The sequence below is a fragment of the Streptomyces sp. NPDC058632 genome (genome assembly GCF_042717095.1).
Lineage (GTDB): Bacteria > Actinomycetota > Actinomycetes > Streptomycetales > Streptomycetaceae > Streptomyces.
In genome coordinates this window covers 13,061-36,205 of the sequence record NZ_JBHXQZ010000009.1, presented here as the reverse complement: position 1 = coordinate 36,205, position 23,145 = coordinate 13,061, and the positions used below count along the sequence as shown (strand labels likewise).

Genomic DNA, 23,145 nt, shown 5'->3' with positions numbered 1-23,145 from the left:
CGACGCTCTTCACCTTTCCTGCGCCGCTCGCCCGTTTCTCCGTGCGTCGTGCCATTCCGTGCGCCCGGTTTCTTTGTGTGCCGGAACTCTCCGGAATGCCGCGCATACCTTTCGTAGCGTGCTCACGGTTGCCAATTCGGCACATGCCGCAGGCAGTGACCGGGAACGGATGGTCAATTTCCGTTTGGGGTCGCTCCATTGGCGAGCGATCAGTAGCCTCTGCTCGGACACCGGATCGCCAACGCTGTGGAGAGATAGATGGAGCGTCCCGCCTGGGCCCCGCGGAGCATCGACATCACGGTGCCCAGCGTTTCCCGGATGTACGACTACTACCTGGGCGGTTCGCACAACTTCGAGGTCGACCGGGAAGCGGCCCGCCGGGCCATGGAGTTCATGCCGGGACTGCCGAAGGTCATGCAGGCGAACAGGGGGTTCCTGCGCCGGGCGGTGCGGTTCGCGGCCGATGAGGGCATCGCCCAGTTCCTGGACATCGGATCCGGCATCCCGACCTTCGGCAATGTGCACGAGGTGGCGCAGGCGGCCGTTCCCGGCGCGCGGGTGGTCTACGTCGACCACGACCCGGTGGCCGTCGCGCACAGCCAGGCCGCCCTCGAGGGCGACGAGGACGCGGCCGTTGTCGCCGCCGACCTCCGAAAGCCCCAGGAGATCCTGGACAGTTACGAGGTCGGGCGCCTGATCGACCTGAATCGCCCGGTGGCGCTGCTGCTCGTCGCCGTGCTCCACTTCGTGGACGACGCGGAGGACCCGTACGCGGCGGTGGCTCAGCTGCGCGACGCACTCGCGCCCGGCAGTATGCTGATGCTCACCCATGCCTCGTACGAGGGAATTCCGCTGCCGCCGGAGCGGGCCGGTGGCGCGGTGGACGTGTACAAGGACATCCGCAACCCGTTGATCATGCGCTCGCGCGACGAGATCGCGCGGTTCTTCGAGGGGTACGACATGGTGGAACCCGGACTGGTGCCGATGCCGAAGTGGCGGCCGGACACCGCACCGGAGGACGAGGATCCCTACGCCTTCTCCGCTTACGCGGGCGTGGGGCGTACCGCGTGAGCGCGGAGCCGGACGGGCCGGAGGACAGACTGCGCCGGTTCGCGACGATCTGGAGCCGGGCGGTCTTCCCGGTGACCTCGACCTCGTCGACCCGGCCGGAGTTGGAGATGCAACTGCTCCCGCTGGCACGGCGGTTGAGCGAGGCGCTATGGGCGAGGGCCTTCGACCCGGACACCGGCAAGGCGGTCGGCGCCGCCCTGGTCCAGGCGCACTGCACCGACCCGGAGGCGCTCAGCCGGACCCTGGACTGCGTGGACGCCTACCTCGTCCTGTACTGCGGCGGCGACGGCGACCGCGAGGACCTGCGGGCGCGAAGCGCCAGGCTGCAGCACGCCATGGCCGCCGGATACGCGCAGGCGCTGCGCGAGCGGACGCTGGCCGAGCAGGAGGCCATCGCCCAGGCCGCGCTGCGGGCGCAGGGCGTGGTGGCACAGGCCCTGCACGACACCGAGGCCAGGTTCCGCGCGGTCTTCGAGGGCGCGGCCATAGGCATCGGCATCGCCGACCTCAAGGGCAACATCCTCCAGGTCAACGCCGCCCTGCGGCGCATGTTCGGCCTGTCGGAGCAGAGCCTGCGCAGCCGCAGTGTCCCGGAGTGGACGCATCCCGACGACGCCCCGCAGACCTGGACCCTCTACGACGAGCTGGTACGCGGCGAGCGTGAGCACTACCACCTCGAGAAGGCGTTCTACCGGCCCGACGGCACGGTGCTGTGGACCAACCTCACGGTGTCCCTGCTGCGCGACGCCGACGGTGAACCGCAGTACCAGCTCGCGCTCATGGAGGACACCACCGAGCGGCGGCTGCTCAACCTCCGGCTGCGCTACGAGGCCACCCACGACGCGCTGACCGGTCTGCCCAACCGCACGTTCTTCTTCGAGCGGCTCGAGAAGGCGCTGAACGCGGGCGAGGGACAGCGCTTCGGCCTGTGCTACCTCGACCTGGACGGCTTCAAGACCGTCAACGACAGTCTCGGACACGCGGCCGGAGACCGGCTGCTCGTCGAGGTCGCCGACCGGCTCCAGTCCTGTGCCACCGCGCCCGGGGAGATGGTCGCCCGGCTCGGCGGCGACGAGTTCGTGGCGCTGACCACGGGCCCCGACACCCAGCACACGGTCGACGAACTCGCCGCCCGCATCATGAACGCGCTGCTCGCCCCCATCGGCGTCGACGGCAGGGACCTGACCGTGCGCGGCAGCATCGGCGTGGTCGAGGGGCCGGCCGGGGAACGCGGTCCGGCGGAGGTGCTGCGCAGCGCCGACATCACCATGTACCGGGCCAAGTCGGCGGGCGGCAACCGCTTCGAGCTCGCCGACCCGGAGTCCGACGCCCGCGCCATCACCCGGCACGGCCTCACCACGGCGCTGCCCGCGGCGCTGGAACGGGGCGAGTTCTTCATCGAGTACCAGCCGCTGGTCCACCTCGGCGACGGCAGTGTCCGGGGCGCCGAGGCGCTGGTGCGCTGGCTGCACCCGCAGCACGGGGTGCTGTCGCCGGACCGGTTCATCCCGCTCGCCGAGCACACCGGGCTGATCGTCCCGCTGGGCCGCTGGGTGCTCGAGCAGTCCGTGCGGCAGGCCCGCGCATGGCAGGAGCGGCACGGCGGCGCGGACGCGCTCGGTCCGTTGCGCATCAACGTGAACCTCTCGCCGTGCCAGCTCACCCACCCCGGCCTGGTCCAGGACACCGTCGACATCCTGGAGCGCACCGGCGTCGAGCCGGACGCGCTGTGCCTGGAGGTGACCGAGTCGGCGCTGATCGGCGCGGACGACGACCTGCTGAAGCCGCTGCGCCGGCTCGCGGAGATGGGCATCGACATCGCCCTGGACGACTTCGGCACCGGCTACTCCAACCTGGCCAACCTGCGCCGCCTCCCGGTGAGTGTCCTCAAGCTGGACCGCTCCTTCACCCAGAGCATGCAGCAGTTTCCGGCGGACCCGGTCGACCTCAAGATCGTCGAGGGGATCGTCTCCCTGGCCCACAGCCTCGACCTCGCCGTGACGGTGGAGGGCGTCGAGACGGGGGCCCAGGCCGAACAGCTCCGCATACTCGGCTGCGACACCGCCCAGGGCTGGTACTACGCCCGCCCGGGTCCACCGGAGCGGCTGCACGAACTGGCACTGGTGGACGCGACGGGGTGACTCCGTCGTGCCGACGGCCTGACGGAGGCGGCGCGGCGATGCCGGGCAGCGGTCGCCACGATGCGCCGACGGTGACCGCCTCGACGGCCCGGTCCCCGTGCCCGCCCGCCGACCCGGTCCGCGGGCAGCCCTCGCGCCTCCGGGCGCCCGTGCAGGCAGTCGCCGCGGCCGGCCCTGCGGGGCGTCGGCGCGCACCCGTCGGCCCGGTCCGTGGGCGCGCCCGGACTCAGGCTCCCGCACCTCCGGGCGCCGCAGGCACTCCCGCGTCCGGTGTGTGCTCCGCCGTCCGTCCGGTCCGCGGGCTGCACAGGACGTCCCGTTCTCGGGCCCGGCCCGTACCGGCCGCCGACAGGGAACGCCGCCGACCGTGCGGGCCGCTGTCGGCCGTCAGCAGTGCTCGGCCGGCCCGGCACGGGCCCGGACGTGCGCCCGCAGGAACCTCGGCGTGGCTCCCGGGCCGGGAGCCCACGGTTCGAGGCCGGTCGTGGTCCTGGGCGGACGCGGTGCACGGGGCACGGCGAGGGCGCTGCCCGCGCAGCGGGTGCAGGGCCACCCGACCGGCCTGCCACCGGCCGTGGCGCCGGTGCGGGGCCGGTCGGTACGGCCGGGTGCGGCCGGTGCGGTGCGGCCGGCGCGCTCACCGCTCCAGCAGCATCCGCTGGAGCTCCCGGGCCGCCCGCGGCGGAGCCACGTCGCTGCGGTGGGCCAGGGCGATGGTGCGGTCGAGGCCGGGGCGGGCCAAAGGAGTGACCCGTAGCCCCTGACCGGACCGCGCGGCGACCATGCGGGGCACGACGGCGAAGCCCAGGCCCGCCCGGACGAAGCCCAGCACGGCGTCCATTTCCCCGCCCTCCACCGCGAAGTCCGGCTCGAAGCCCTCCGCGCGGCACGCGGCCACCGTCAGCTCCCGCAGGTCGTAGCCGTGCCGGAACATCACCAGGCGCTCGCCCTCCAGGTCGGCGACGCGCACGGCGCGCCGGCCCCGGCCGGGCTTGGGGGCGTCCGGGGAGGAGACCACCACCAGGTCCTCGCGCAGCAGCTCCACCGTGGTGAGCGCGGGAGAGGGGGTCGGCAGGGGCAGCACGACCAGGGCCAGGTCCAGGGCGCCGCGGGCCAGCTCGCGCACCAGGTCGTGGGAGCCGCCCTCCTCGATCAGCAGCCGGACGCCCGGATAGCGGTCGTGGAAGGCGCGCAGCACGTCCGGCAGCAGACCGGTGCACAGGCTCGGGGTCGCCCCCAGCCTGACCCGGCCGCTGCGCAGCTGTGCCAGCTCCTGCACCTCGTGCCGGGCCGTGTCCGCGTCGGCGAGGATGCGCCGGGCCAGCGGCAGCAGTGCCTCGCCCGCGTCGGTCAGCGTGATGTTTCCGCGGGCCCGCAGGAACAGATCCGCCCCCAGTTCCCGCTCCAGCGCCTTGATCTGCTGGGAGAGGGACGGCTGTGCGACATGGACCGTCTCCGCGGCCCGGGTGAAGTGCCGGGTCTCGGCGACCGCCACGAAGTACTGGAGCTGCTGGAACTGCATGGGCCCAGCATAGACGTACCATAGGAAGAGGCTATGGAAACGAGGTATTCCATGTCTTGGACCGATCGGGGCCTTTGGCCCTAGCGTGCTGTGACATGGCTCTGGCAACGCGGACGGACCGACGGCCGTCCATGGCACGCACCGTGTGGGACTCGACCGTCGGCAAGAAGACGGTGATGGCCGTCAGCGGCCTGATCATGCTGCTCTACCTGGTCGCCCACATGCTCGGCAACCTGAAGATCTACTTCGGGGCGCCCGAGTTCAACGAGTACGCGCACTGGCTGCGCACCATGGGCGAGCCCCTCCTGCACCACGAGTGGGCCCTGTGGGTGGTCCGCGCCGTGCTCGTCGTCGCGGTCGTCGCGCACGCCGTCTCCGCGTACCAGCTCAGCCGCCGCGACATCAGGGCGCGTCCCAGCAAGTACGTCCACAAGAAGGCGCGGGCCGGTTACGCCACGCGCACCATGCGCTGGGGCGGGATCATCCTCGCCCTGTTCATCGTCTGGCACATCCTCGACCTGACCACCGGCCACGTGCACTCCGGCGGCTTCGAGGCGGGCAAGCCCTACCAGAACGTCGTGGACACCTTCTCCACCTGGTACGGCAACGTCGTCTACATCGTCGCGGTACTCGCCGTCGGCCTGCACATCCGCCACGGCTTCTGGAGCGCCGCCCAGACCCTCGGCGTCGGCAGCCGCACCCGCGACCGCGCCCTGAAGGCCCTGGCGAACGTCCTCGCGCTGCTGCTCACGATCGGCTTCCTCGCCGTCCCCGTGGGCGTCATGACCGGAGTGGTGAGCTGATATGACTACCTATGCCGCGTACGCGACCGGTGAGCCGGTCGTCGACACCAAGGCCCCGTCCGGGCCGATCGAGGAGCGCTGGGACAAGCGCCGCTTCGAGGCCAAGCTGGTCAACCCCGCCAACCGGCGGGGGCAGACCGTCATCGTCGTCGGTACCGGCCTGGCCGGCGGCTCCGCCGGTGCGACGCTGGCCGAACAGGGCTACCGCGTCGTGCAGTTCTGCTACCAGGACTCTCCGCGCCGGGCCCACTCCATCGCCGCCCAGGGCGGCATCAACGCGGCGAAGAACTACCGCAACGACGGCGACTCCGTGCACCGCCTCTTCTACGACACCGTCAAGGGCGGCGACTTCCGCTCGCGCGAGTCCAACGTGCGCCGCCTCGCGCAGATCTCCGTCGAGATCATCGACCAGTGCGTCGCCCAGGGCGTGCCGTTCGCCCGCGAGTACGGCGGCCTGCTCGACACCCGCTCCTTCGGCGGCGTCCAGGTCTCCCGCACCTTCTACGCCCGTGGCCAGACGGGCCAGCAGCTCCTCCTCGGCGCCTACCAGGCGCTCTCGAGGCAGATCGCCGCCGGCAACGTCGAGATGCACCCGCGCACCGAGATGCTCGACCTGATCGTCGTCGACGGCCGGGCCCGCGGGATCGTCGCCCGGGACCTGATCACCGGGAAGATCGACACCTACTTCGCGGACGCCGTCGTCCTCGCCACCGGCGGCTACGGCAACGTCTTCTACCTGTCGACGAACGCCATGAACTCCAACGCGACCGCCGTCTGGCGGGCACACCGGCGCGGCGCGTACTTCGCCAACCCCTGCTTCACCCAGATCCACCCCACCTGCATCCCGCGCACCGGCGACCACCAGTCCAAGCTGACGCTGATGAGCGAGTCGCTGCGCAACGACGGCCGCATCTGGGTGCCCAGGGCCAAGGGCGACGACCGCCCGCCGAACAAGATCCCCGAGGACGAGCGCGACTACTACCTGGAGCGCATCTACCCGTCCTTCGGCAACCTGGTGCCCCGCGACATCGCCTCCCGGGCCGCGAAGAACGTCTGCGACGAGGGCAGGGGCGTCGGTCCCGGCGGCCAGGGCGTCTACCTGGACTTCGCCGACGCCATCGAGCGCCTGGGCCGCAAGGCCGTCGAGTCCAAGTACGGCAACCTCTTCGACATGTACCAGCGGATCACCGACGAGGACCCCTACCGGGTGCCGATGCGGATCTACCCCGCCGTGCACTACACGATGGGCGGCCTGTGGGTCGACTACGACCTGCAGACCACCGTCCCCGGCCTGTTCGCCATCGGTGAGGCCAACTTCTCCGACCACGGGGCCAACCGGCTGGGTGCCTCCGCGCTGATGCAGGGCCTGGCCGACGGTTACTTCGTCCTCCCGGCCACCATCAACGACTACCTGGCGCGCAACCCGCACAAGGACGAGGTCGACGCCGGCCACCCGGCGGTGCAGGAGGTGCTGGCCGAGACCGAGGACCGGCTGAACCTGCTGCTCTCCGTCGACGGCGACCGCACCCCCGACTCCTTCCACCGCGAACTCGGCGAACTCATGTGGGAGTTCTGCGGCATGGCCCGCACAGACTCCGGCCTGCGCAAGGCGCTGGAGCGCATTCCGCAGCTCCGCGAGGAGTTCTGGCGGCGGATCAAGGTTCCCGGCACCGGCGAGGAGTTCAACCAGTCGCTGGAGCGGGCCAACCGCATCGTCGACTACCTCGAGCTCGCCGAGCTGATGTGCCTCGACGCGCTGCACCGCGCCGAATCCTGCGGCGGCCACTTCCGCGAGGAGTCCCAGAGTCCCGACGGCGAAGCCGCCCGCCGGGACGAGGAGTTCACCTACGCCGCCGCCTGGGAGTTCACCCACACCGGCGACGCCCCCGTCCTGCACAAGGAAGACCTCGTCTTCGAGTACGTCCACCCCACCCAGCGGAGCTACGCATGAAGCTCACCCTGCGCGTATGGCGGCAGAAGAACGCCGACGCCGACGGTGCCATGTCCACGTACGAAGTGGACGGCATCTCGCCCGACATGTCCTTCCTGGAGATGCTCGACACCCTCAACGAGGAACTCACCCTCGAGGGCGAGGACCCGGTCGCCTTCGACCACGACTGCCGCGAGGGCATCTGCGGTGCCTGCTCGCTGGTCATCAACGGCGACGCCCACGGCCCCGAGCGCACCACCACCTGCCAGCTGCACATGCGGTCCTTCAAGGACGGCGACACCATCGACGTCGAACCGTGGCGGGCGGCGGCCTTCCCGGTGGTGAAGGACCTCGTCGTCGACCGGACGGCCTTCGACCGGATCATCCAGGCCGGCGGCTACGTCAGCGTCCCCACCGGCTCCGCGCCGGAGGCGCACGCCACGCCAGTCCCCAAGCCGGACGCGGACCTCGCCTTCGAGCACGCCGAGTGCATCGGCTGCGGCGCCTGCGTCGCGGCCTGCCCCAACGGCGCGGCGATGCTGTTCACCTCGGCGAAGATCAACCACCTCAACGTGCTGCCGCAGGGCGCGCCCGAGCGCGAGACCCGGGTGCTCGACATGGTGGCGCAGATGGACGACGAGGGCTTCGGCGGCTGCACCCTCGCCGGGGAATGCGCCACCGCCTGCCCGAAGGGCATCCCGCTGACCTCCATCACCGGGATGAACAAGGAGTGGCTGCGCGCCACGGCCAAGGGAGCCGGCCGGTAACCACCGGGCAGGCAGCAGGGAAACGTTCGCCAGGGGGCGAACGGGCGGGACCGGGAGTGGTGCTCATCCCCGGTCCCGTCTGCTGTCCGGGCGACGTCCGATGCCGGCCGGGCAACGCCTGGCATTCAGCATTCCCACATCCGTACTCCCGGCTCAGGTCACGTACACGCCAACCGGCGTCGGCAGAAACAAGGGGAGTCCCCACCTTCCCGCTCCGGCGCGTGACCAGGAGAGAGCCATGACCGGCGTCCTGACCGTAGACCACCCCGTGAAGTCCGCGGCACCCACTCGCTACACCGTCACCCTCGCCCGCGACGAGGACGACGTGCGTGCCGCCCAGCGGCTGCGGCACGACGTCTTCGCCGGCGAGCTGGGCGCCCTGCTGGCCACCCCCCGGCCGGGCCTGGACATCGACCCCTTCGACGCCTACTGCGACCACCTCCTCGTGCGCGAGGAGGTGAGCGGCCGGGTCGTCGGCACCTACCGGCTGCTGCCGCCCGAGCGCGCCGCGGTCGCCGGCCGCCTGTACGCGGAGACCGAGTTCGACATCGCCGCCCTCGCCCCGATCCGGCCGGGCCTCGTCGAGGTCGGCCGCTCCTGCGTGCACCCCGACCACCGCGACGGCGCGGTCATAGGCCTCATCTGGGCCGGCATCGCCCGCTACATGATCGACCGGGGTCACGAGTGGCTCGCGGGCTGCTGCTCCATCCCGCTCGCCGACGGCGGCGCGCTCGCCGCCGCCACCTGGGACCGCGTCCAGGGCAAGCACCTCGCCCCCGAGGAGTATCGCGTACGCCCCCTGCACCCGTGGCGGGCGACGACCGCGGCGCCCGTCGCCCGCACCGAGCTGCCCGCCCTGCTGCGCGGCTACCTCCGGCTCGGCGCCTGGGTCTGCGGCGAGCCCGCGCACGACGCGGACTTCGGCGTCGCCGACCTGTACGTGCTGCTGCCGATGAGCCGGGTCAACCAGCGCTATCTGCGGCACTTCCTCTCCCTCGTACCGGCGAAATGAGCGTCTGGCTGCCGGGCGCGCCCTGCACCCCGAGCGGCTGCGTGGAGCCGACGGGGGCCGCGAGGACCGTACCGAGGGCGGTGCTGCGACTGGCCGCGGTCGTCGTTCTGGTCCTCGCCGGGGTCCTGCTGCTGCCCGTCGGGCGGCGGATCCCGGCGGCTCTCGTCGGCCGGTGGTGCCGGTGGATCGTACGGGCCGCCGGGGTCCGGGCCCGTATCACCGGAGGCGCCGCGCCCGCCGGCGGGCTGCTGCTCGTCGCCAACCACATCTCCTGGCTGGACATCCCGCTGCTGGGCGCGGTCCGTCCGGCCCGCATGCTGGCGAAGGCCGAGATACGGCAGTGGCCGCTGGCGGGGCCGCTGGTCGAGCGCAGCGGCGTCCTGTTCATCGACCGCGACCGGCTGCGCGCCCTGCCGGGCACGGTCGCCCGGATCGCCGGGGCGCTCGGCGAGGGCTCGGCCGTCGCGGTCTTCCCCGAGGGCAGCACCTGGTGCGGCCGCGGCCGGGGCTCCTTCCGCCGGGCGGCCTTCCAGGCGGCGCTCGACGCCGGGGCCCCGGTCCAGCCGGTCCGCATCCGCTACCGCGACGCGCACGGAACACCCGCCACCGCCCCGGCCTTCGTCGGGGACGACACCCTGGTGGCGTCCCTGTGGCGGGTGGTCTCGGCCCGGGGCCTGGTCGCCGAGGTCGAGATACGGGCCGCCATCCTGCCGGGCAGCCACCCGGACCGCCGCACCCTGGCCGCCGCCGCGCAGCCGCACGACGGTCCGGGGCGGGGCCATCGGGCCGGTCCGCGAACCGCGCGGAGGGCGGGACATCAGGCCGGGCGCCGGGTCGGACGCCAGGGTGGACACGCGGTCGGGGGCCGGGCCGGAAACCCGGTCCGGAATCCGGCCGAGGACCTTCGGCCGCGGTCACCAGAAGTGAGCGCTGTCGAAAATTAAGTGGCCTTTGTCCTCTATGTGAAGTTTTTACCGCGCTGAGGAGGACATCCGGACGGGAGTGACACCTGAAAGGAGGGTGAGGCCAGATGATCACCCGCGATGAGGTCAGGATCCTCCTGGACCACCCCGTCTACGACGGCGAAGGCAACAAGATCGGTGAGGCCAAGCACGTCTTCTTCGACGACATGAGCGGTCGCCCCGAGTGGGTGAGCGTCAAGACGGGCATGTTCGGCACCAGCGAGTCGTTCATTCCCATCCGTGACGCCGAACTGGTGGAGGACCACCTCGAAGTCCCGTACCCCAAGGACAAGATCAAGGGCGCACCCGACGTCGACGTCGACTCGCAGGGCCACCTGTCGGAGTCGGAGGAACACCGGCTGTACGACTACTACGGCATCGACTGGGGCGGTGTGCTGCGCGACGACGCCAAGGACTCCGGTGAGGGCCGCACCGACAAGAACCCCGGCAGGGGCAAGGCCGGGGCCGCGGGTGCCGCCGGCGTAGCCGGTGCTGCCGGCGCCGCCCGTGCGTCGGGCAAGGACCGGACGGCGACGAGGACGACCACCACCGCGGGGACGGCACCGGCGGCCGCGGCGGGCACGTCGGCGACGACCGGCAAGGCCGTCCCCACCGGTGCCGCGGCGACCGCCGGCCGGACCGGCGTGCGGGCAGGGCAGGGCGCCGAGTCCATGACACGCATGGAGGAGGAGATGCACGTCCGCGTCGAGCGGCGCGAGACCGGACGGGCCAAGCTGCACAAGTACGTCGTGACGGAGGACGTCGAACAGACCGTGCCCGTACGCCACGAGGAGGTGCGCGTGGTGCGCGAGCCGATCACGGAGGCCGACCGCGAGGCCGCGGCGTCCGGCGTCGAGATGGGTGAGGCCGACTACGAGGTCACGCTGCACGAGGAACGGCCCGTCGTGGAGACCAGGGCGGTACCCGTCGAGCGGGTGCGGCTGACCATGGAGGAGCGCACCGAGAACGAGACCGTACGGGGTCGGGTCCGCAAGGAGCGGATCGAGAGCGAGGGCGTACCGGGCGACACCACGCGGCGGGACGACGCCGCCGGACGGGGCCGCGACGTTCCGCGCCGGGGCCGCCCATGACCGGACGGCACACCGCGTGCGCGCGCCGGTGAGTCCGCTCACCGGCGCACCGCGCTGTCGTCCTCCGTATCCGTGGGATCCGTGGGCCCGGCGAGACCGGTCAGGGCGGCGAGCCGCCGGTAGGAGTCCAGCAGGGCCGTACGGTCGTGGGTGCTGGTGGTGACGAGGACCTCCTGGGCCCCCGTCTCCTTCAGCACCGTCTCCAGTTCGCCGGCAACCTGCTCCTCCGTGCCGGTGATGTGGCCGCCGAGCCCGGACTCGTACAGGCCGCGTTCCTTCGCCGTCATGGTGAGCGACTCGACGCGCTCGGCGGGCGGCAGCGGCGGGAAGGTGCCGCGGGTCCGCGAGTGCGCCATCGACCAGGCCTCCGGGATCAGGAGCCGGCGGGCCCGTTCGGGGGTGTCCGCCACGGCGACCGTCCCGGAGATCACCACGTACGGCTCGCTCGCCCAGGCGGACGGGCGGAAGTGCTCCCGGTAGTGGTCGATGCCGCGCCGCATCCGGTCGCGGCCGCGCAGGTCGCCGATGACCATGGGCAGGCCCGCGCGGGCGGCGATCGTCGCGCCCTCACCCATGGCCAGCACGAACGGCGGCACGGTCAGGCCCTCGGCCGGACGGGCGTGCACGCCGGTGGGGGACGTACCGCGGAACCAGCCGAGCAGTTCGTCGATCTGGGCGCCGAAGTCCTCGGCGTCGTCCTTGTCGCGGCCCAGGGCCCTGCGTACCCCGTCGGTGAATCCCACCGAGCGGCCCAGGCCCATGTCGACCCGCCCCGGGAAGAGGGATTCCAGCACGCCGAACTGCTCGGCCACGACGAGCGGTCGATGGTTGGGCAGCATGACTCCGCCGGTGCCGACGCGGATCGTCCGGGTTGCCGCGGCGACGGCGGCGGCCAGCACCGTCGGCGCGGAGCCGGCGACCCCGGGCACGCCGTGGTGCTCCGAGACCCAGAACCGGTGGTAACCGAGTTCCTCCAGCTCCCGCGCCAGGCGCACGGTGTCGCGCAGCGCCTCGGGACCGCTGTGCCCCTCACGGGTGCGGGAGCGGTCGAGGACGGAGAAACGGGTCCGGGAGATCAGCGGGGTCACATCCGGTCCAACGCCCGGGCGGCCGCGGCATTCCCTCCGGGAGCATTTCCGGGCACGACGAGCAGGAGCGCGCCGCTTGTCTAGGCCGGGCGGCGTGACCAACCGTGACAAGCGCCCGCTCGCCGTGTTCGACCTGGACAACACCCTCGCCGACACCGCGCACCGGCAGCGGTTCCTGGAGCGCAGGCCGCGGGACTGGGACGCCTTCTTCGCCGCCGCACCCGAGGATCCGCCCCTCGCGGAGGGCCTCGCGCTGGTGCGCGAGAGCGCGCGGGAGTGCGAGATCGTCTACCTCACCGGGCGTCCCGAGCGCTGTCGGCGCGACACGCTGGAATGGCTGGCCGCCCAGGCGCTGCCCGAAGGGCCGGTGCACATGCGCGGCGACGCCGACCGGCGGCCCGCCCGGTACACCAAACAGGCGATCCTGCGTCGCCTCGCCCGCACCCGGGAGATACGGGTGCTCGTGGACGACGACGAACTGGTCTGCGCGGACGCCCGGCGGGCGGGATTCACCGTCGTACACGCCCGCTGGGCGGCCCCGTCGGGGGAGCTGAAGGCGGCGCAGGAACGGGAGGGACGGACCTGACGTCCATCCTTCCCGCTCTCCTGCGGGGACGGGGCGGGCGGCTCAGGCCGAGTCGTCCAGGCGGAAGCCGACCTTCAGGCCCACCTGCCAGTGCGCGATGCGGCCCTCCTCGAGTCGGCCCCGCACCTGGGTCACCTCGAACCAGTCCAGATTGCGCAGGGTCTGCGAGGCGCGCTCGACGCCGTTGCGGACGGCCTGTTCCACGCCGTCGGGCGACGTGCCGACGATCTCCGTGACCCGGTAGGTGTGGTTCGGCATACGGGTGCTCCTCTCGTCGGCGGCTCCCACCGGTCCGAGGGCCGCCTCCTGTGTCACACGTCACTCCACCGTGCCCGAGGCGGTGCCCGAGCGCGAGATGTCGGGCCGCTTCGGGCACCGGATGTCCGGCATCCCCTTGACCCGCGCATTGGTCCATACCAAGATGCGGTGCACCCGTACGAGCCCCCACGCTCGCCCCCACGCCGGGCCCTTCGCCCTGTCCGTCAGACAGAAACAGGACCCTCGTGAGACCTCGACCGTTCGCCCTCGTCTGCGTGTCCGCCCTTCTCCTCAGCGGCTGCGGCCTGCTGCCCGGTGGCGGCGGAAACGAACGGCCCACGGTCACCGTGTGGTTGATGCAGCACAGCGCGTCGCAGGAGTACCTGGACCGCTTCACCGAGGACTTCGAGCGCACCCACTCCGGCCTCGACATCGACATCCGCATCCAGGAGTGGACCGGCATCGGCGAGAAGGTGCAGGGTGCGCTGGCGGCCAAGGACGGGGCGGGGCCCGACGTCATCGAGGTCGGCAACACCCAGGTCGCCCAGTACGCCGAGGGGAACGGGCTGCACGATCTCACCCTGGAGTCCATGCGGGACTGGGGTCGTGAGGACTGGCTGCCCGGCCTCGCCGAACCAGGGCAGTTCAGCTCCCAGCAGTACGGCATCCCCTGGTACGCGGCCAACCGCGTCGTCATCTACCGCAAGGATCTCTTCCGGCAGGCCGGCGTCACCGACCCGCCGAAGACCCGCGAGGCCTGGCTCGCCGCCACCGAGAAGCTCAACACCGCCGGAAACCAAGGGATTTATCTGGCCGGGCAGGACTGGTACACGCTCGCCGGATTCATCTGGGAGGACGGCGGCGAACTCGCGAAGGAACGCGACGGAGTCTGGCAGGGCGCCCTGCACGGCCCGGCCGCCCTGCGCGGCATGGACTTCTACCGCCGGTTGCAGGCACTCGGCGGCGGACCGGTCGACGCCGACGAGGAACACCCGCCGCAGGCAGGCGTGTTCGCCGAGGGCCGGGTCGCACAGATCGTGGCCGTACCGGGACTCGCCCGCGCCATCGTGCGGCAGAACCCGGATCTTGAGGACGAGTTGGGCTACTTTCCGGTCCCGGGCAGGACCGCCGACCGGCCCGGCGCGGTCTTCACCGGCGGCTCCGACCTCGTCGTCCCGGCGAACGCCGGTAACAAGGACGGAGCCATCGAGGTCGTCTCCGCGCTCACCGGCGCCGAGTGGAACACCGAACTGGCCCGCACCATGAACTACGTCCCCAACAAGACCACCCTCGCCGACGCAGTGGCCGAGGAACCGGGGGTCGCGGCCATGGCGGCCGGAGCCGCCGAGGGCCGGGCGACCCCCGGTACGCCCCGGTGGGGCGCGGTCGAGGCGGACAACCCGATCAAGACGTACATGACGAAGGTGCTCACCGGGGCCGACCCGGCCACCGAGGCGGAGCGTGCCTCACGGCGCATCACCGAGATCCTGGACCTGGACCCGCAGTGAACGCGGGGCGAAAGGAGCCGGCCGGTCCCCGGTGAGCACCGGTGCTGTTCGGAGGTGCCCCGGTCAGCGCGCCACGCCCAGGGACAGCGCGAACCGCCCCTCCCCGTCCGTCCACCACCGGGCCGACTCCAGCCCGGCGGCAGCCAGTTCCTCCCGTACGCGTTCCTTGCGGAACTTCGCCGAGATCTCGGTGCGCAGTTCCTCGCCCGCGTCGAAGTCGACGGCGAGGTCGAGCGCGGGAATCTTCACGGTCTGCCGGCCGCGCGAGCGCAGCCGCATCTCGATCCACTCGTGCCCGGCGTCCCACACGGCCACATGGTCGAAGGCGGCCGGATCGAAGTCGGCGCCCAGCTCCCGGTTGATGACGGCCAGGACGTTCTTGTTGAACGCGGCCGTCACCCCGGCCGCGTCGTCGTACGCCCGGACCAGCGCCTTCTCGTCCTTGACCAGGTCCGTACCGAGGAGCAGCGCGTCACCCGGGGCGAGCATCGCCCGCACGGAGGCCAGGAACGCGGCCCGCTCGGCGGGCAGCAGATTGCCGATCGTGCCGCCGAGGAACGCCACCAGGCGCGGGCCCGGGGTGCCGGGCAGCGTCATACGGCCGGTGAAGTCGTCGATCAGGGCGTGCACGTTCAGCCCCGGCCGCTCGGCGGCGAGTGCCCGACCCGCCAGGGTCAGGGCGCTCTCGCTGACGTCGACGGGGACGTAGGTGTGCAGCCCGGGCAGCGCGTCGATCAGGTGGCGGGTCTTCTCCGAGGAACCCGAGCCCAGTTCGACCAGGGTGCGGGCACCGGACGCCTCGGCGATCTCACCGGAGCGGGCGAGCAGGATCTCGCGCTCGGCGCGCGTCGGGTAGTACTCGGGCAGTGTGGTGATCTCCTCGAACAGCTCACTGCCCCGCGCGTCGTAGAACCACTTCGGCGGCAGCGTCCTGGGACTGCCGGTCAGGCCCTCGCGGACATCGGCGCGCAGGGCTGCGCCGGCGGCGTCCTCGGGCAGGGTGCGGGTGAGACGGAACGGACTCACGGGCGGTGCTCCTTCGGTGGTGCCGGTGTATGTCGTGCCGGTGCGGGCCGTGCCGGTGTGCCGGTGCTCGCCAGGACGTCGCCCGGCTCCTTGAGCGGGGTGAGCAGCACGTCCGTGCGGCTCGCGGCCAGCAGGGTGCGGTCGGGGACCTCGCGCCAGTGCGGATCGTCGTCGTACGGCTCGGAGGCGACGACGGTGCCGCCGCCCGGCCGGGCGAGGTACCACAGCGTGTCGCCCCACGCGGTCGCGGTGATCGTGTCGCCCTGGGTGAGCAGCAGGTTGAGCCGGGACCCGGGGGCCGCCGCGGCGATCTCCAGCACGGTGTCGGCCAGCGCCTGCCCCTCCTCGTCCCCGGCCCGCAGCCGGGCGAGCACGAGGGCCCACACGAACGCGGAGTCGTTGCGGGCCTCCAGCGACAGCACGTCCTCGGGCGGCAGGGTGGCCACGAACGGCGCGAGCGTGCCCGGCCAGCCCCGCACGGCCCCGTTGTGGCTGAACAGCCAGGCCCCTGCGGCGAACGGCGCCGCCGCGGCCTCGGCGTCCGCACCCGAGAGGGTCGCGTCCCGTACGGCCGCGAGCAGTGCCGGGGTGCGGACGACCCGGGCGAGATCGGCGAACGGCAGATCCGCCCAGACCGGTCCCGCCCTGCGGTACCGGGCCGGCACCGGGTCACCGGGCGCGTACCAGCCCACCCCGAAACCATCGGCGTTGACCGTCCCGTACCGCTGGTGCCGGGGCGCCCACGACTGGCGGTACAGCCCGTGCGACGGGTCCACGAGGAGCCGGCCGAGCGGCTCCTCGGGCCCCACGTACGCGATATGACGGCACATCAGACGTTCTCCGAGCGGGCCGTGCGGAACCCGGAGAAGATCTGCCGCCGGATCGGATGGTCCCAGTTGCGGAACGTGCCCCGGCAGGCCACCGCGTCCACCGCGAACGAACCACCGCGCAGCACCTTGTACCCGGGCCCGAAGAACACCTCCGAGTACTCCTTGTAGGGGAAGGCCCTGAACCCCGGGTAGGGCAGGAAGTCGCTCGACGTCCACTCCCACACGTCACCGATCAACTGGCGCACCCCGAGCGGCGACCCACCCGCCGGATAGCTGCCCGCGGGTGCGGGCCGCAGGTGGCGCTGGCCGAGGTTGGCGTGCTCCGGACCGGGTTCGGCGTCGCCCCAGGGGTAACGCGCCGAGCGGTCGCCGGCCGGGTCGTGCCGGGCGGCCTTCTCCCACTCGGCCTCGGTGGGCAGCCGGCGCCCGGCCCAGCGGGCGTACGCGTCCGCCTCGTACCAGCACACGTGCAGCACCGGCTCGTCGGGCGGTACGGCCTCGGTGACACCGAAGCGGCGCCGCAGCCACTGCCCGCCGTCCCGGCGCCAGAACAGCGGGGCGGTCACGGAGTTCCGGCGGATGTGGGCCCAGCCCTCCGTGGTCCACCAGCGTGGCTCGTCGTAGCCGCCGTCCTCGACGAACGCCTGGTACGCGGCGTTCGTCACCGGCGTCGTGTCGATGTGGAACGGCGCCACCTCGCGCCGGTGCGCCGGGCGTTCGTTGTCCAGCGCCCACGGCTCGTCCGAGGTGCCCATGGTGAACGGACCGCCCGGGACGAGCACTTCGGACGGACCGGTGAACAGCGCCCCCGGGTCCGGGTCCGGGGCCCGCAGGGCCGGCGGGCCGCTGCGCAGCTGATGGGTGATCAGCATGGTTTCGTCGTGCTGCTGTTCGTGCTGCGCGACCATCCCGAAGGCGAACCCCGCCTCGGTCAGCCGTTCACCGTGGAACGCGGTGCTCTCCAGAACGTCCAGCGCCCGGCCGCGTATCTCCGAGGCGTACCGGCGGGCCTCCCGGGGAGACAGCAGCGGCAGCTTCGGCCGCTCGGCACGCGGATGCTCGAAGGCGTCGTAGATGCTGTCGATCTCGGGCCGTATCGCCTCCTGACCGCCGACGGCCCGCAGCAGCCACTGCTCCTCCTGGTTGCCTATGTGAGCGAGGTCCCACACCAGCGGCGACATCAGCGGTGAGTGCTGCGCGGTGAGATCGGGCCCGTCGACACAGCTGGTCAGCAGGGTGGTCCGGTCGCGCGCGGTGATCAGCGAGGCGACCGCGCGCTCGCGCAGGGCTTCGGTGTCGGGGGCGGGGCCGGTCATGAGGAGGTGTCCTTCCCGTACGGACGCGCTCCGTGCGCGTACGAGGTGGGCGTGCCGGGGGAGCGGGGTGCGGTTCGGCGGTGAGCGCCGGGCGTGCCGTGCGGGCGCGTCGCGACCGCTCCGGCGCGCAGGGCGTCGAGCGTGTCGTCGGCCGGGCAGCGGCCGCGGGCGACATAGCGGTCCTGGTAGGCCTCCACCGCTTCCACGACGTCGGTCGTGGCACCGAGCCCGGGCAGGGCCCGCAGCGCCGCCGCGAAGCAGACGGCGGCCACCTCGCGCAGCTCCGGGTCGGCCAGGCCGCCGCGGGCCGCGTCCCGCCACAGCGGGTTGTGCGGCGCGGGCATGCCGTGGGTCCGTTCGGCCAGCGGCTTCACCGCCCGGTAGGCCGTCTCCGCGGCCTCCGGATCGTCGAACAGCGCCGTCGTCACGGCCAGCGGCACGATCCAGCCGTCGTCACCGGGCTGCGCGTCGATCATCCGCAGCTCCAGGTGGCCGCGCGGCCTGACCGGCGGGAACAGCGTGGTGACGTGGTAGTCGAGGTCCTCCCGGGTGGGTGCCCTCGGCACCCCGGACCTGGTCCACTCGCGGAAGGTCAGCCCCTCCGGCACGTCCCACGGTCCGCTGTCCTGCCGTACGCACATCACCGGCGCGTCCAGGACGTGCCGGGCCCAGGCGCCGCGCGGATCGGAGTCCAGCACGGGGCCGCCCGCGCGGCCGGTGCCGATCTGCGCCCAGCGCAGCTGCCGCGTGGACAGCCAGCCGGTGGGCCGGTGACCGGCCAGCGGGGAGTTGGCGAACGCGGCCACGAGCACCGCGCCCAGCTGGTGCGCCAGCCACCAGCGCCGCACATGACCGAGGGTGCCGGGTTCCTCGTACCCGGCGTCCAGGCACACCTGCACGGACGCCGACGCGCACATCATGGCGCGGCCGGCGGGGCCGGTGCGGTCGAGACAGGTCTCCATGGCGTCGTAGCGCGGTTCGCGCAGGAACCGGCGCGGAGTGTGCCAGGGGTCGTGGCCGAGGCCGACGAGGCCGAGCCCGTCCTCGCGCAGAACCGCGCGGACGGCGTCGAGGTCGGCGCGGACGGTGCCGACGCACTCCATGAGGGAGGCGGTGGGCTGCGAGCTGAGCTCCAGCTGGCCTCCGGGTTCGACGGTGAGCGCCGAATCCAGGGGCACGGTCCGCAGAGCGGCGTAGGCCGCTTCGAGTCGTTCGGTTGTCACGGGGAGCCGCGGGGTGCGCAGCTCGTGGACGAGCCATTCCACCTCCACACCGAGGCGGCGCGGTGGCCCGGTCTTGAAGCAGATGCCCCGTACGAGGGCCTCCACCTCGGCTTCGGTGACGGCGGGACGTGGCTCGATACAGTCACTTGCCGAATCGGACATGTGGGAATCCTCCTGAGATGCCACCATGTCGGCCGCCCGGCGTCTTTTGACCGGGCAGGCATCAACTCGTCCACCCAAAACCCTCACGAGGCCCGGCACAAGAGCGCCTGGCGGGGCGTTCCGCGTCGGCAACCTCTCCGTCCCGTCCGTTTCCGAGGGCTTTTCCGGGGGCGCTTCCACCGCCTTCCCCGGCCTTCCGGGGAGGGAAAATCCGTTGCGTCGCCCCCCCAGCATCGCTCAGGATGCTCGTATGAGCACGACGGGGGAAAAGCCGGCGGACACGCCTGCGCGGTATCGCCCGCGAGACCGAGCAGATCGTGGCGGCCGGGCTCTACCGTGCTCCGGCCGACGGCCGCGAGGTGCGCCTGGCAGCGGAGATCGGAGCCGCACGGGACGGTACGCGGATGTACGGACCGGAGCCGCTGCGGGTGCAGGCCCTGGCCCATGTGCAGGGACCGGTGCTCGCCCCGGTCCGGGCTCCGGTGCGCTCTTCGGGGCCGGCTCCGGGCCCGGATGCCGGCTGGGTGCCGTCCTCGGCGCTCCGACCGGAGGGGCCCAGGATCGAGGTCACCGGGGAGAGCAGCCTGGAGGCCGCGCGCCGGCTCGCGGGAGACCGGTACGGCTCGCCCGGCGGGCCCGCCGTGCTGAACTTCGCCTCCGCCCGGAATCCAGGGGGAGGCTACCTCAACGGCGCCCAGGCCCAGGAAGAGGCGCTGTGCCGCGCCTCCGCACTGTACGTCTGCCTGCTGCGGGCGGCCGAGTTCTACGACCACCACCGGACCCACCGCGACCCGTTCTACACCGACCGGGTGATCCACTCACCCGCCGTGCCCGTCTTCCGCGACGACCGCGGCCGGCTCCTCGACGAGCCGTTCACGGCCGGCTTCCTCACCTCGGCCGCCCCGAACGCCGGCGTGATCCTGCGGACGGCACCGGAACGCGCGGCCGGGCTGCCCCGCGCCCTGGCCGTCCGGGCGGAGCGGGTGCTGGAGACCGCCGTGGCCCACGGCTACCGGCGGCTGGTGCTGGGCGCGTGGGGCTGCGGGGTGTTCCGCAACGAGCCGGCGCAGGTGGCGGCCGCGTTCCGGGCACTCCTGGAGCCGGGTGGACGGTTCGCGGGAGCGTTCGAGCACGTGGTGTTCGGGATCCTGGACCGCACCCGCACCAGCGAGGTCCGCGCGGCGTTCGAGCGGACGTTCGCCGGCCTGGCGACGACTCCGTGAGGACCCGGCAGCGCATCCGGTGCGGGCTCCGACGAGAGCTCCGGCGGAGGGCCCGGTGGGGAACCGACGGGAGTCAGCTCCAGCCGTACCGCTCCCGCAGCCGGTGACGCACCAGATTGAACCGCATCCGGTCCAGGGCGCACGCCTCGCGGCGCATGCCGTCCTCGTGCAGCCGCAGCACCCGGTCGACGGCGACCCACGAATCGCGGCCCGAACGGTCCCACGGTCCGCCGCCGATCGGCACCCAGTCCCGGTCCCCGTTGCGCTGCCTGCTCGACAGCTGCACCGCGAGGAACGTTCCGGCCGGCTCCCGCGCGACGACGAGCACGGGACGGTCCTTGCCCCGGCCGTCGTTCTCCTCATAGGGCACCCAGGTCCAGACGACCTCCCCGGGATCGGGGTCGCCGTCGTGCTCGGGCGAGTACTCCGTGCGTACCCGGCCCACCTCACCGGGCTCGGCCTCGGTGGTGGCGGTGGGGCCGAAGCGTCCCGGGACTTCCTCAGTGCTGTACTCGGTCACAGGCGTACCGTACGGGATGCCCCAGGACCATGATCAACCGCCGTGCGGCAGCGGCGGTCCCACGCCGTTCAGGCCGTTCAGGCCGTTCACGCGATGTCGCGGACGCGCAGACCCGTGAGTTCCCGTCCCGAGACCATCCCGGCCTCGATCCGGACGAACACCCCGTCACGCATCGGCATCCGGGTGTCGGGAGCGGTCCGCAGCAGCCGCTCGTGCTCGACGGGTTCGGTCACCACGGCGGCCCGGCCCGTGATCACCACACTCCAGCCGGACCGGCGTTCGGGCTGGAAGTCGTCGGCCTCGAAGGCCACCACGACACCGTCGATCGCGCGCACCAGGTCGGAGTCCCGCGAGGTGGACAGCAGCACGGAGCCGTCCGGGTCCAGGGAGAAGTCGACCGGGAGGACGGCGGGCAGGGCCTGCCGGGTGTACACGACGCGCCCGACCGGCACCTCGGCCAGCAGGCGCAGACACTCCGGGCGGCCGAGTGCGCGGAAACCATCGCTGGGGAGCATCAGTCCATGGTCGACGGCGGGAACCCGCCGCACCAGGGCCGGACGGCCCTGATGAGACGTACCGGCGCTTGAAGGCGTTCCGGGCGGGTACTCCGGACCCGGTGGGGTCCGGCAGGGACGGCCGGGCCCTGCCGTGAGGCCCCCGAACGAGTTCCGTCCAAGAGGCCCCGTGACATGGGCAGGACCGCACTGATCGTCATCGACATGATCAACACCTATGATCATGCGGACGCCGAGCTGCTGATACCGGCCGCACGGTCGGTGGTGCCGGTCATCTCCGGCCTGTTGCGGCGGGCCCGGGAGCGGGACGTGCCGGTGATCTACGTCAACGACAACTTCGGAGAGTGGCGGTCGCACCACGGCGAGCTGCTCGACAAGGCCCTGTCGGGCCCCCACGCGGCTCTCGTCGAACCGCTGCGGCCGACGGATTCCTCCCTCTTCGTGGTCAAGGCCCGCCATTCGATCTTCTTCGAGACCCCGCTGCACTACCTGCTCCACGCGCAGGGCATCGACCGGCTCGTGCTGTGCGGCCAGGTGACCGAACAGTGCGTGCTGTACTCCTCGCTCGATGCCCACATCCGCGCCATCGAGGTGACCGTCCCACGTGACGCCGTCGCCCACATCCACGCCGACCTGGCGGACGCCGCCCTGCGGATGATGGAGCGCAACATGAACGCGGACGTGTGCGACAGCGCAGAACTGTGGGCGGAGTGACGGCGCCGGCCCGACAGCGGCGCGTACCTCGGCTCCCGCACATCTCCCGCCCCTGCGATTCCGGCGATTCCGGCGACCGGCCGGGGGGAGAGGCCGTGGAAACGACCATTGTCCGGTTGACGGTGTGGGTTCGCGTGGTCCGGATCGGGGGCCGGCCGACGCGGTCCGTGCCCAGCACCCCGGGGAGCGGCACGGCCGACGGGCCCCTGGCGGATGTCAGGGCAGCGCGGACGAGGCGACGCCCCGTCGCCGCCCGCGAAAAACACCTCGACGAGCCCCGGCGCAGGTGTCTACCATGCCGGTGCGGCATCGCGTGCCGGTCACCGGCCGGGTGAGGCATGGAGGCGCCGCGGGTGCCCGTGGAGGCATTGAAACAGTGTCAGTCGAGTTCAACCACACCATCGTTCTCACCCGTGACCGGGAGAAGTCCGCCCGTTTTCTCGCCCGGATCCTGGGCCTGGAGGTCGGCGAGCCGGCCGGAATGTTCCTTCCGGTGACGACGGCCAACGGCGTCACCCTGGACTTCGCGACCATCGACGCCGACATCCCCGTGCAGCACTACGCGTTCCTCGTCTCCGAGGACGAGTTCGGTCCCGTCCTCGCCCGGCTCGTGGACGAAGGGGTCCCCATACAGGCCGATCCGCACGGCCGTCACCCGCGGCGCATCAACCGCAACGACGGCGGCCACGGCGTGTACTTCCCCGACCCGGCGGGCCACGGCCTGGAAGTCATCACCCGTCCCTACGGCACCGACCCCGACTCCCCCCTCGACGGCGTCACGGAGGAAGTCCCCGGAGCGGTCTGATCCAGCCGGAGCCGGAGCCGGAGCCGGAGCCGGGGGGGGGGGGGGGGCCCCGCGGGGGGGCCCCCGCCCCCC

General features: G+C 72.4%; 22 protein-coding genes. 13 read left to right on the top strand and 9 right to left on the bottom strand.

The window, feature by feature from the left end:
* The first annotated feature begins 258 nt into the window (after positions 1-258).
* Positions 259-1,071: an SAM-dependent methyltransferase gene (locus ACFWVE_RS05795; RefSeq protein ID WP_384008589.1), complete on the top strand. Its 813-nt coding sequence runs from the start codon at positions 259-261 to the stop codon at positions 1,069-1,071.
* Positions 1,068-3,212 (top strand): putative bifunctional diguanylate cyclase/phosphodiesterase, encoded by a 2,145-nt coding sequence (locus tag ACFWVE_RS05790; RefSeq protein WP_384008587.1) that lies wholly within the window; start codon positions 1,068-1,070, stop codon positions 3,210-3,212. The genes ACFWVE_RS05795 and ACFWVE_RS05790 overlap by 4 nt, the downstream gene beginning before the upstream one ends.
* Before the next feature lie 637 nt (positions 3,213-3,849).
* On the opposite strand, the gene ACFWVE_RS05785 is transcribed toward ACFWVE_RS05790, so the two are convergent.
* Positions 3,850-4,734 (bottom strand): LysR family transcriptional regulator, encoded by an 885-nt coding sequence (locus ACFWVE_RS05785; RefSeq protein WP_384008585.1) that lies wholly within the window; start codon positions 4,732-4,734, stop codon positions 3,850-3,852.
* A 131-nt stretch (positions 4,735-4,865) separates the two neighbouring features.
* Between ACFWVE_RS05785 and ACFWVE_RS05780 the strand changes: the two genes are divergently transcribed.
* The 6 genes from ACFWVE_RS05780 to ACFWVE_RS05755 all read left to right on the top strand — a co-directional run bounded on the left by ACFWVE_RS05780 (position 4,866) and on the right by ACFWVE_RS05755 (position 11,299).
* Entirely contained in the window at positions 4,866-5,537 is a 672-nt protein-coding gene (locus ACFWVE_RS05780) for a succinate dehydrogenase (RefSeq protein ID WP_384008584.1), read from the top strand.
* Position 5,538: 1 nt separating this feature from the next.
* Entirely contained in the window at positions 5,539-7,488 is a 1,950-nt protein-coding gene (locus tag ACFWVE_RS05775; RefSeq protein ID WP_384008582.1) for a fumarate reductase/succinate dehydrogenase flavoprotein subunit, read from the top strand.
* Positions 7,485-8,234, top strand: coding sequence for a succinate dehydrogenase/fumarate reductase iron-sulfur subunit (locus tag ACFWVE_RS05770; RefSeq protein ID WP_381370354.1), 750 nt, complete (start codon positions 7,485-7,487; stop codon positions 8,232-8,234). Before ACFWVE_RS05775 ends, ACFWVE_RS05770 begins: the two co-directional genes overlap by 4 nt.
* 238 nt (positions 8,235-8,472) lie before the next feature.
* Positions 8,473-9,246, top strand: coding sequence for a GNAT family N-acetyltransferase (locus ACFWVE_RS05765; RefSeq protein WP_384008580.1), 774 nt, complete (start codon positions 8,473-8,475; stop codon positions 9,244-9,246).
* The gene (locus tag ACFWVE_RS05760; protein WP_384008578.1) at positions 9,243-10,190 is read left to right on the top strand and encodes a lysophospholipid acyltransferase family protein; all 948 of its coding nucleotides are present in this window, start codon (positions 9,243-9,245) and stop codon (positions 10,188-10,190) included. The genes ACFWVE_RS05765 and ACFWVE_RS05760 overlap by 4 nt, the downstream gene beginning before the upstream one ends.
* An 86-nt stretch (positions 10,191-10,276) precedes the next feature.
* Positions 10,277-11,299: a PRC and DUF2382 domain-containing protein gene (locus ACFWVE_RS05755; protein ID WP_384008576.1), complete on the top strand. Its 1,023-nt coding sequence runs from the start codon at positions 10,277-10,279 to the stop codon at positions 11,297-11,299.
* Between the two features lie 38 nt (positions 11,300-11,337).
* Here the strand turns inward: ACFWVE_RS05755 and ACFWVE_RS05750 are convergent, their stop codons facing one another.
* Positions 11,338-12,387, bottom strand: a complete 1,050-nt coding sequence (locus tag ACFWVE_RS05750; RefSeq protein WP_384008574.1) for an LLM class flavin-dependent oxidoreductase — start codon at positions 12,385-12,387, stop codon at positions 11,338-11,340.
* Positions 12,388-12,481: 94 nt separating this feature from the next.
* Between ACFWVE_RS05750 and ACFWVE_RS05745 the strand changes: the two genes are divergently transcribed.
* Entirely contained in the window at positions 12,482-12,973 is a 492-nt protein-coding gene (locus ACFWVE_RS05745; RefSeq protein ID WP_384008572.1) for a hypothetical protein, read from the top strand.
* A gap of 42 nt (positions 12,974-13,015) precedes the next feature.
* On the opposite strand, the gene ACFWVE_RS05740 is transcribed toward ACFWVE_RS05745, so the two are convergent.
* Entirely contained in the window at positions 13,016-13,231 is a 216-nt protein-coding gene (locus tag ACFWVE_RS05740; RefSeq protein WP_384008711.1) for a dodecin, read from the bottom strand.
* Between the two features lie 245 nt (positions 13,232-13,476).
* On the opposite strand from ACFWVE_RS05740, the gene ACFWVE_RS05735 reads away from it, so the two are divergent.
* Entirely contained in the window at positions 13,477-14,739 is a 1,263-nt protein-coding gene (locus ACFWVE_RS05735; RefSeq protein WP_384008570.1) for an extracellular solute-binding protein, read from the top strand.
* Positions 14,740-14,802: 63 nt separating this feature from the next.
* Here the strand turns inward: ACFWVE_RS05735 and egtD are convergent, their stop codons facing one another.
* Genes egtD through egtA form a run of 4 tightly spaced genes read right to left on the bottom strand, consistent with a single transcriptional unit; the run spans position 14,803 to position 19,296 of the window.
* Positions 14,803-15,765 carry an L-histidine N(alpha)-methyltransferase gene (gene egtD, locus ACFWVE_RS05730; RefSeq protein WP_384008568.1) on the bottom strand — a complete coding sequence of 321 codons (963 nt, stop codon included), beginning with the start codon at positions 15,763-15,765 and terminating at the stop codon, positions 14,803-14,805.
* Positions 15,762-16,595: an ergothioneine biosynthesis protein EgtC gene (egtC, locus tag ACFWVE_RS05725; RefSeq protein WP_384008566.1), complete on the bottom strand. Its 834-nt coding sequence runs from the start codon at positions 16,593-16,595 to the stop codon at positions 15,762-15,764. The genes egtD and egtC overlap by 4 nt, the downstream gene beginning before the upstream one ends.
* Positions 16,595-17,911, bottom strand: a complete 1,317-nt coding sequence (gene egtB / locus ACFWVE_RS05720) for an ergothioneine biosynthesis protein EgtB (RefSeq protein WP_384008563.1) — start codon at positions 17,909-17,911, stop codon at positions 16,595-16,597. The genes egtC and egtB overlap by 1 nt, the downstream gene beginning before the upstream one ends.
* Entirely contained in the window at positions 17,908-19,296 is a 1,389-nt protein-coding gene (gene egtA / locus ACFWVE_RS05715) for an ergothioneine biosynthesis glutamate--cysteine ligase EgtA (RefSeq protein WP_384008561.1), read from the bottom strand. Before egtA ends, egtB begins: the two co-directional genes overlap by 4 nt.
* 317 nt (positions 19,297-19,613) lie before the next feature.
* Here egtA and ACFWVE_RS05710 point away from each other — a divergent pair, with 317 nt between their 5' ends.
* Positions 19,614-20,519: a TIGR02452 family protein gene (locus ACFWVE_RS05710; RefSeq protein WP_384008559.1), complete on the top strand. Its 906-nt coding sequence runs from the start codon at positions 19,614-19,616 to the stop codon at positions 20,517-20,519.
* Between the two features lie 73 nt (positions 20,520-20,592).
* Here the strand turns inward: ACFWVE_RS05710 and ACFWVE_RS05705 are convergent, their stop codons facing one another.
* A complete protein-coding gene (locus tag ACFWVE_RS05705; protein WP_384008557.1) occupies positions 20,593-21,039 on the bottom strand; it encodes a type II toxin-antitoxin system PemK/MazF family toxin in 447 nt (148 codons plus the stop codon).
* Between the two features lie 86 nt (positions 21,040-21,125).
* Positions 21,126-21,554, bottom strand: coding sequence for a pyridoxamine 5'-phosphate oxidase family protein (locus tag ACFWVE_RS05700; RefSeq protein WP_384008555.1), 429 nt, complete (start codon positions 21,552-21,554; stop codon positions 21,126-21,128).
* Positions 21,555-21,728: 174 nt separating this feature from the next.
* Between ACFWVE_RS05700 and ACFWVE_RS05695 the strand changes: the two genes are divergently transcribed.
* On the top strand, positions 21,729-22,268 hold the full coding sequence (locus tag ACFWVE_RS05695) for an isochorismatase family cysteine hydrolase (RefSeq protein WP_384008553.1): 540 nt from the start codon (positions 21,729-21,731) through the stop codon (positions 22,266-22,268).
* 376 nt (positions 22,269-22,644) lie between these two features.
* Entirely contained in the window at positions 22,645-23,073 is a 429-nt protein-coding gene (locus tag ACFWVE_RS05690) for a VOC family protein (RefSeq protein WP_384008551.1), read from the top strand.
* Positions 23,074-23,145 lie beyond the last annotated feature (72 nt).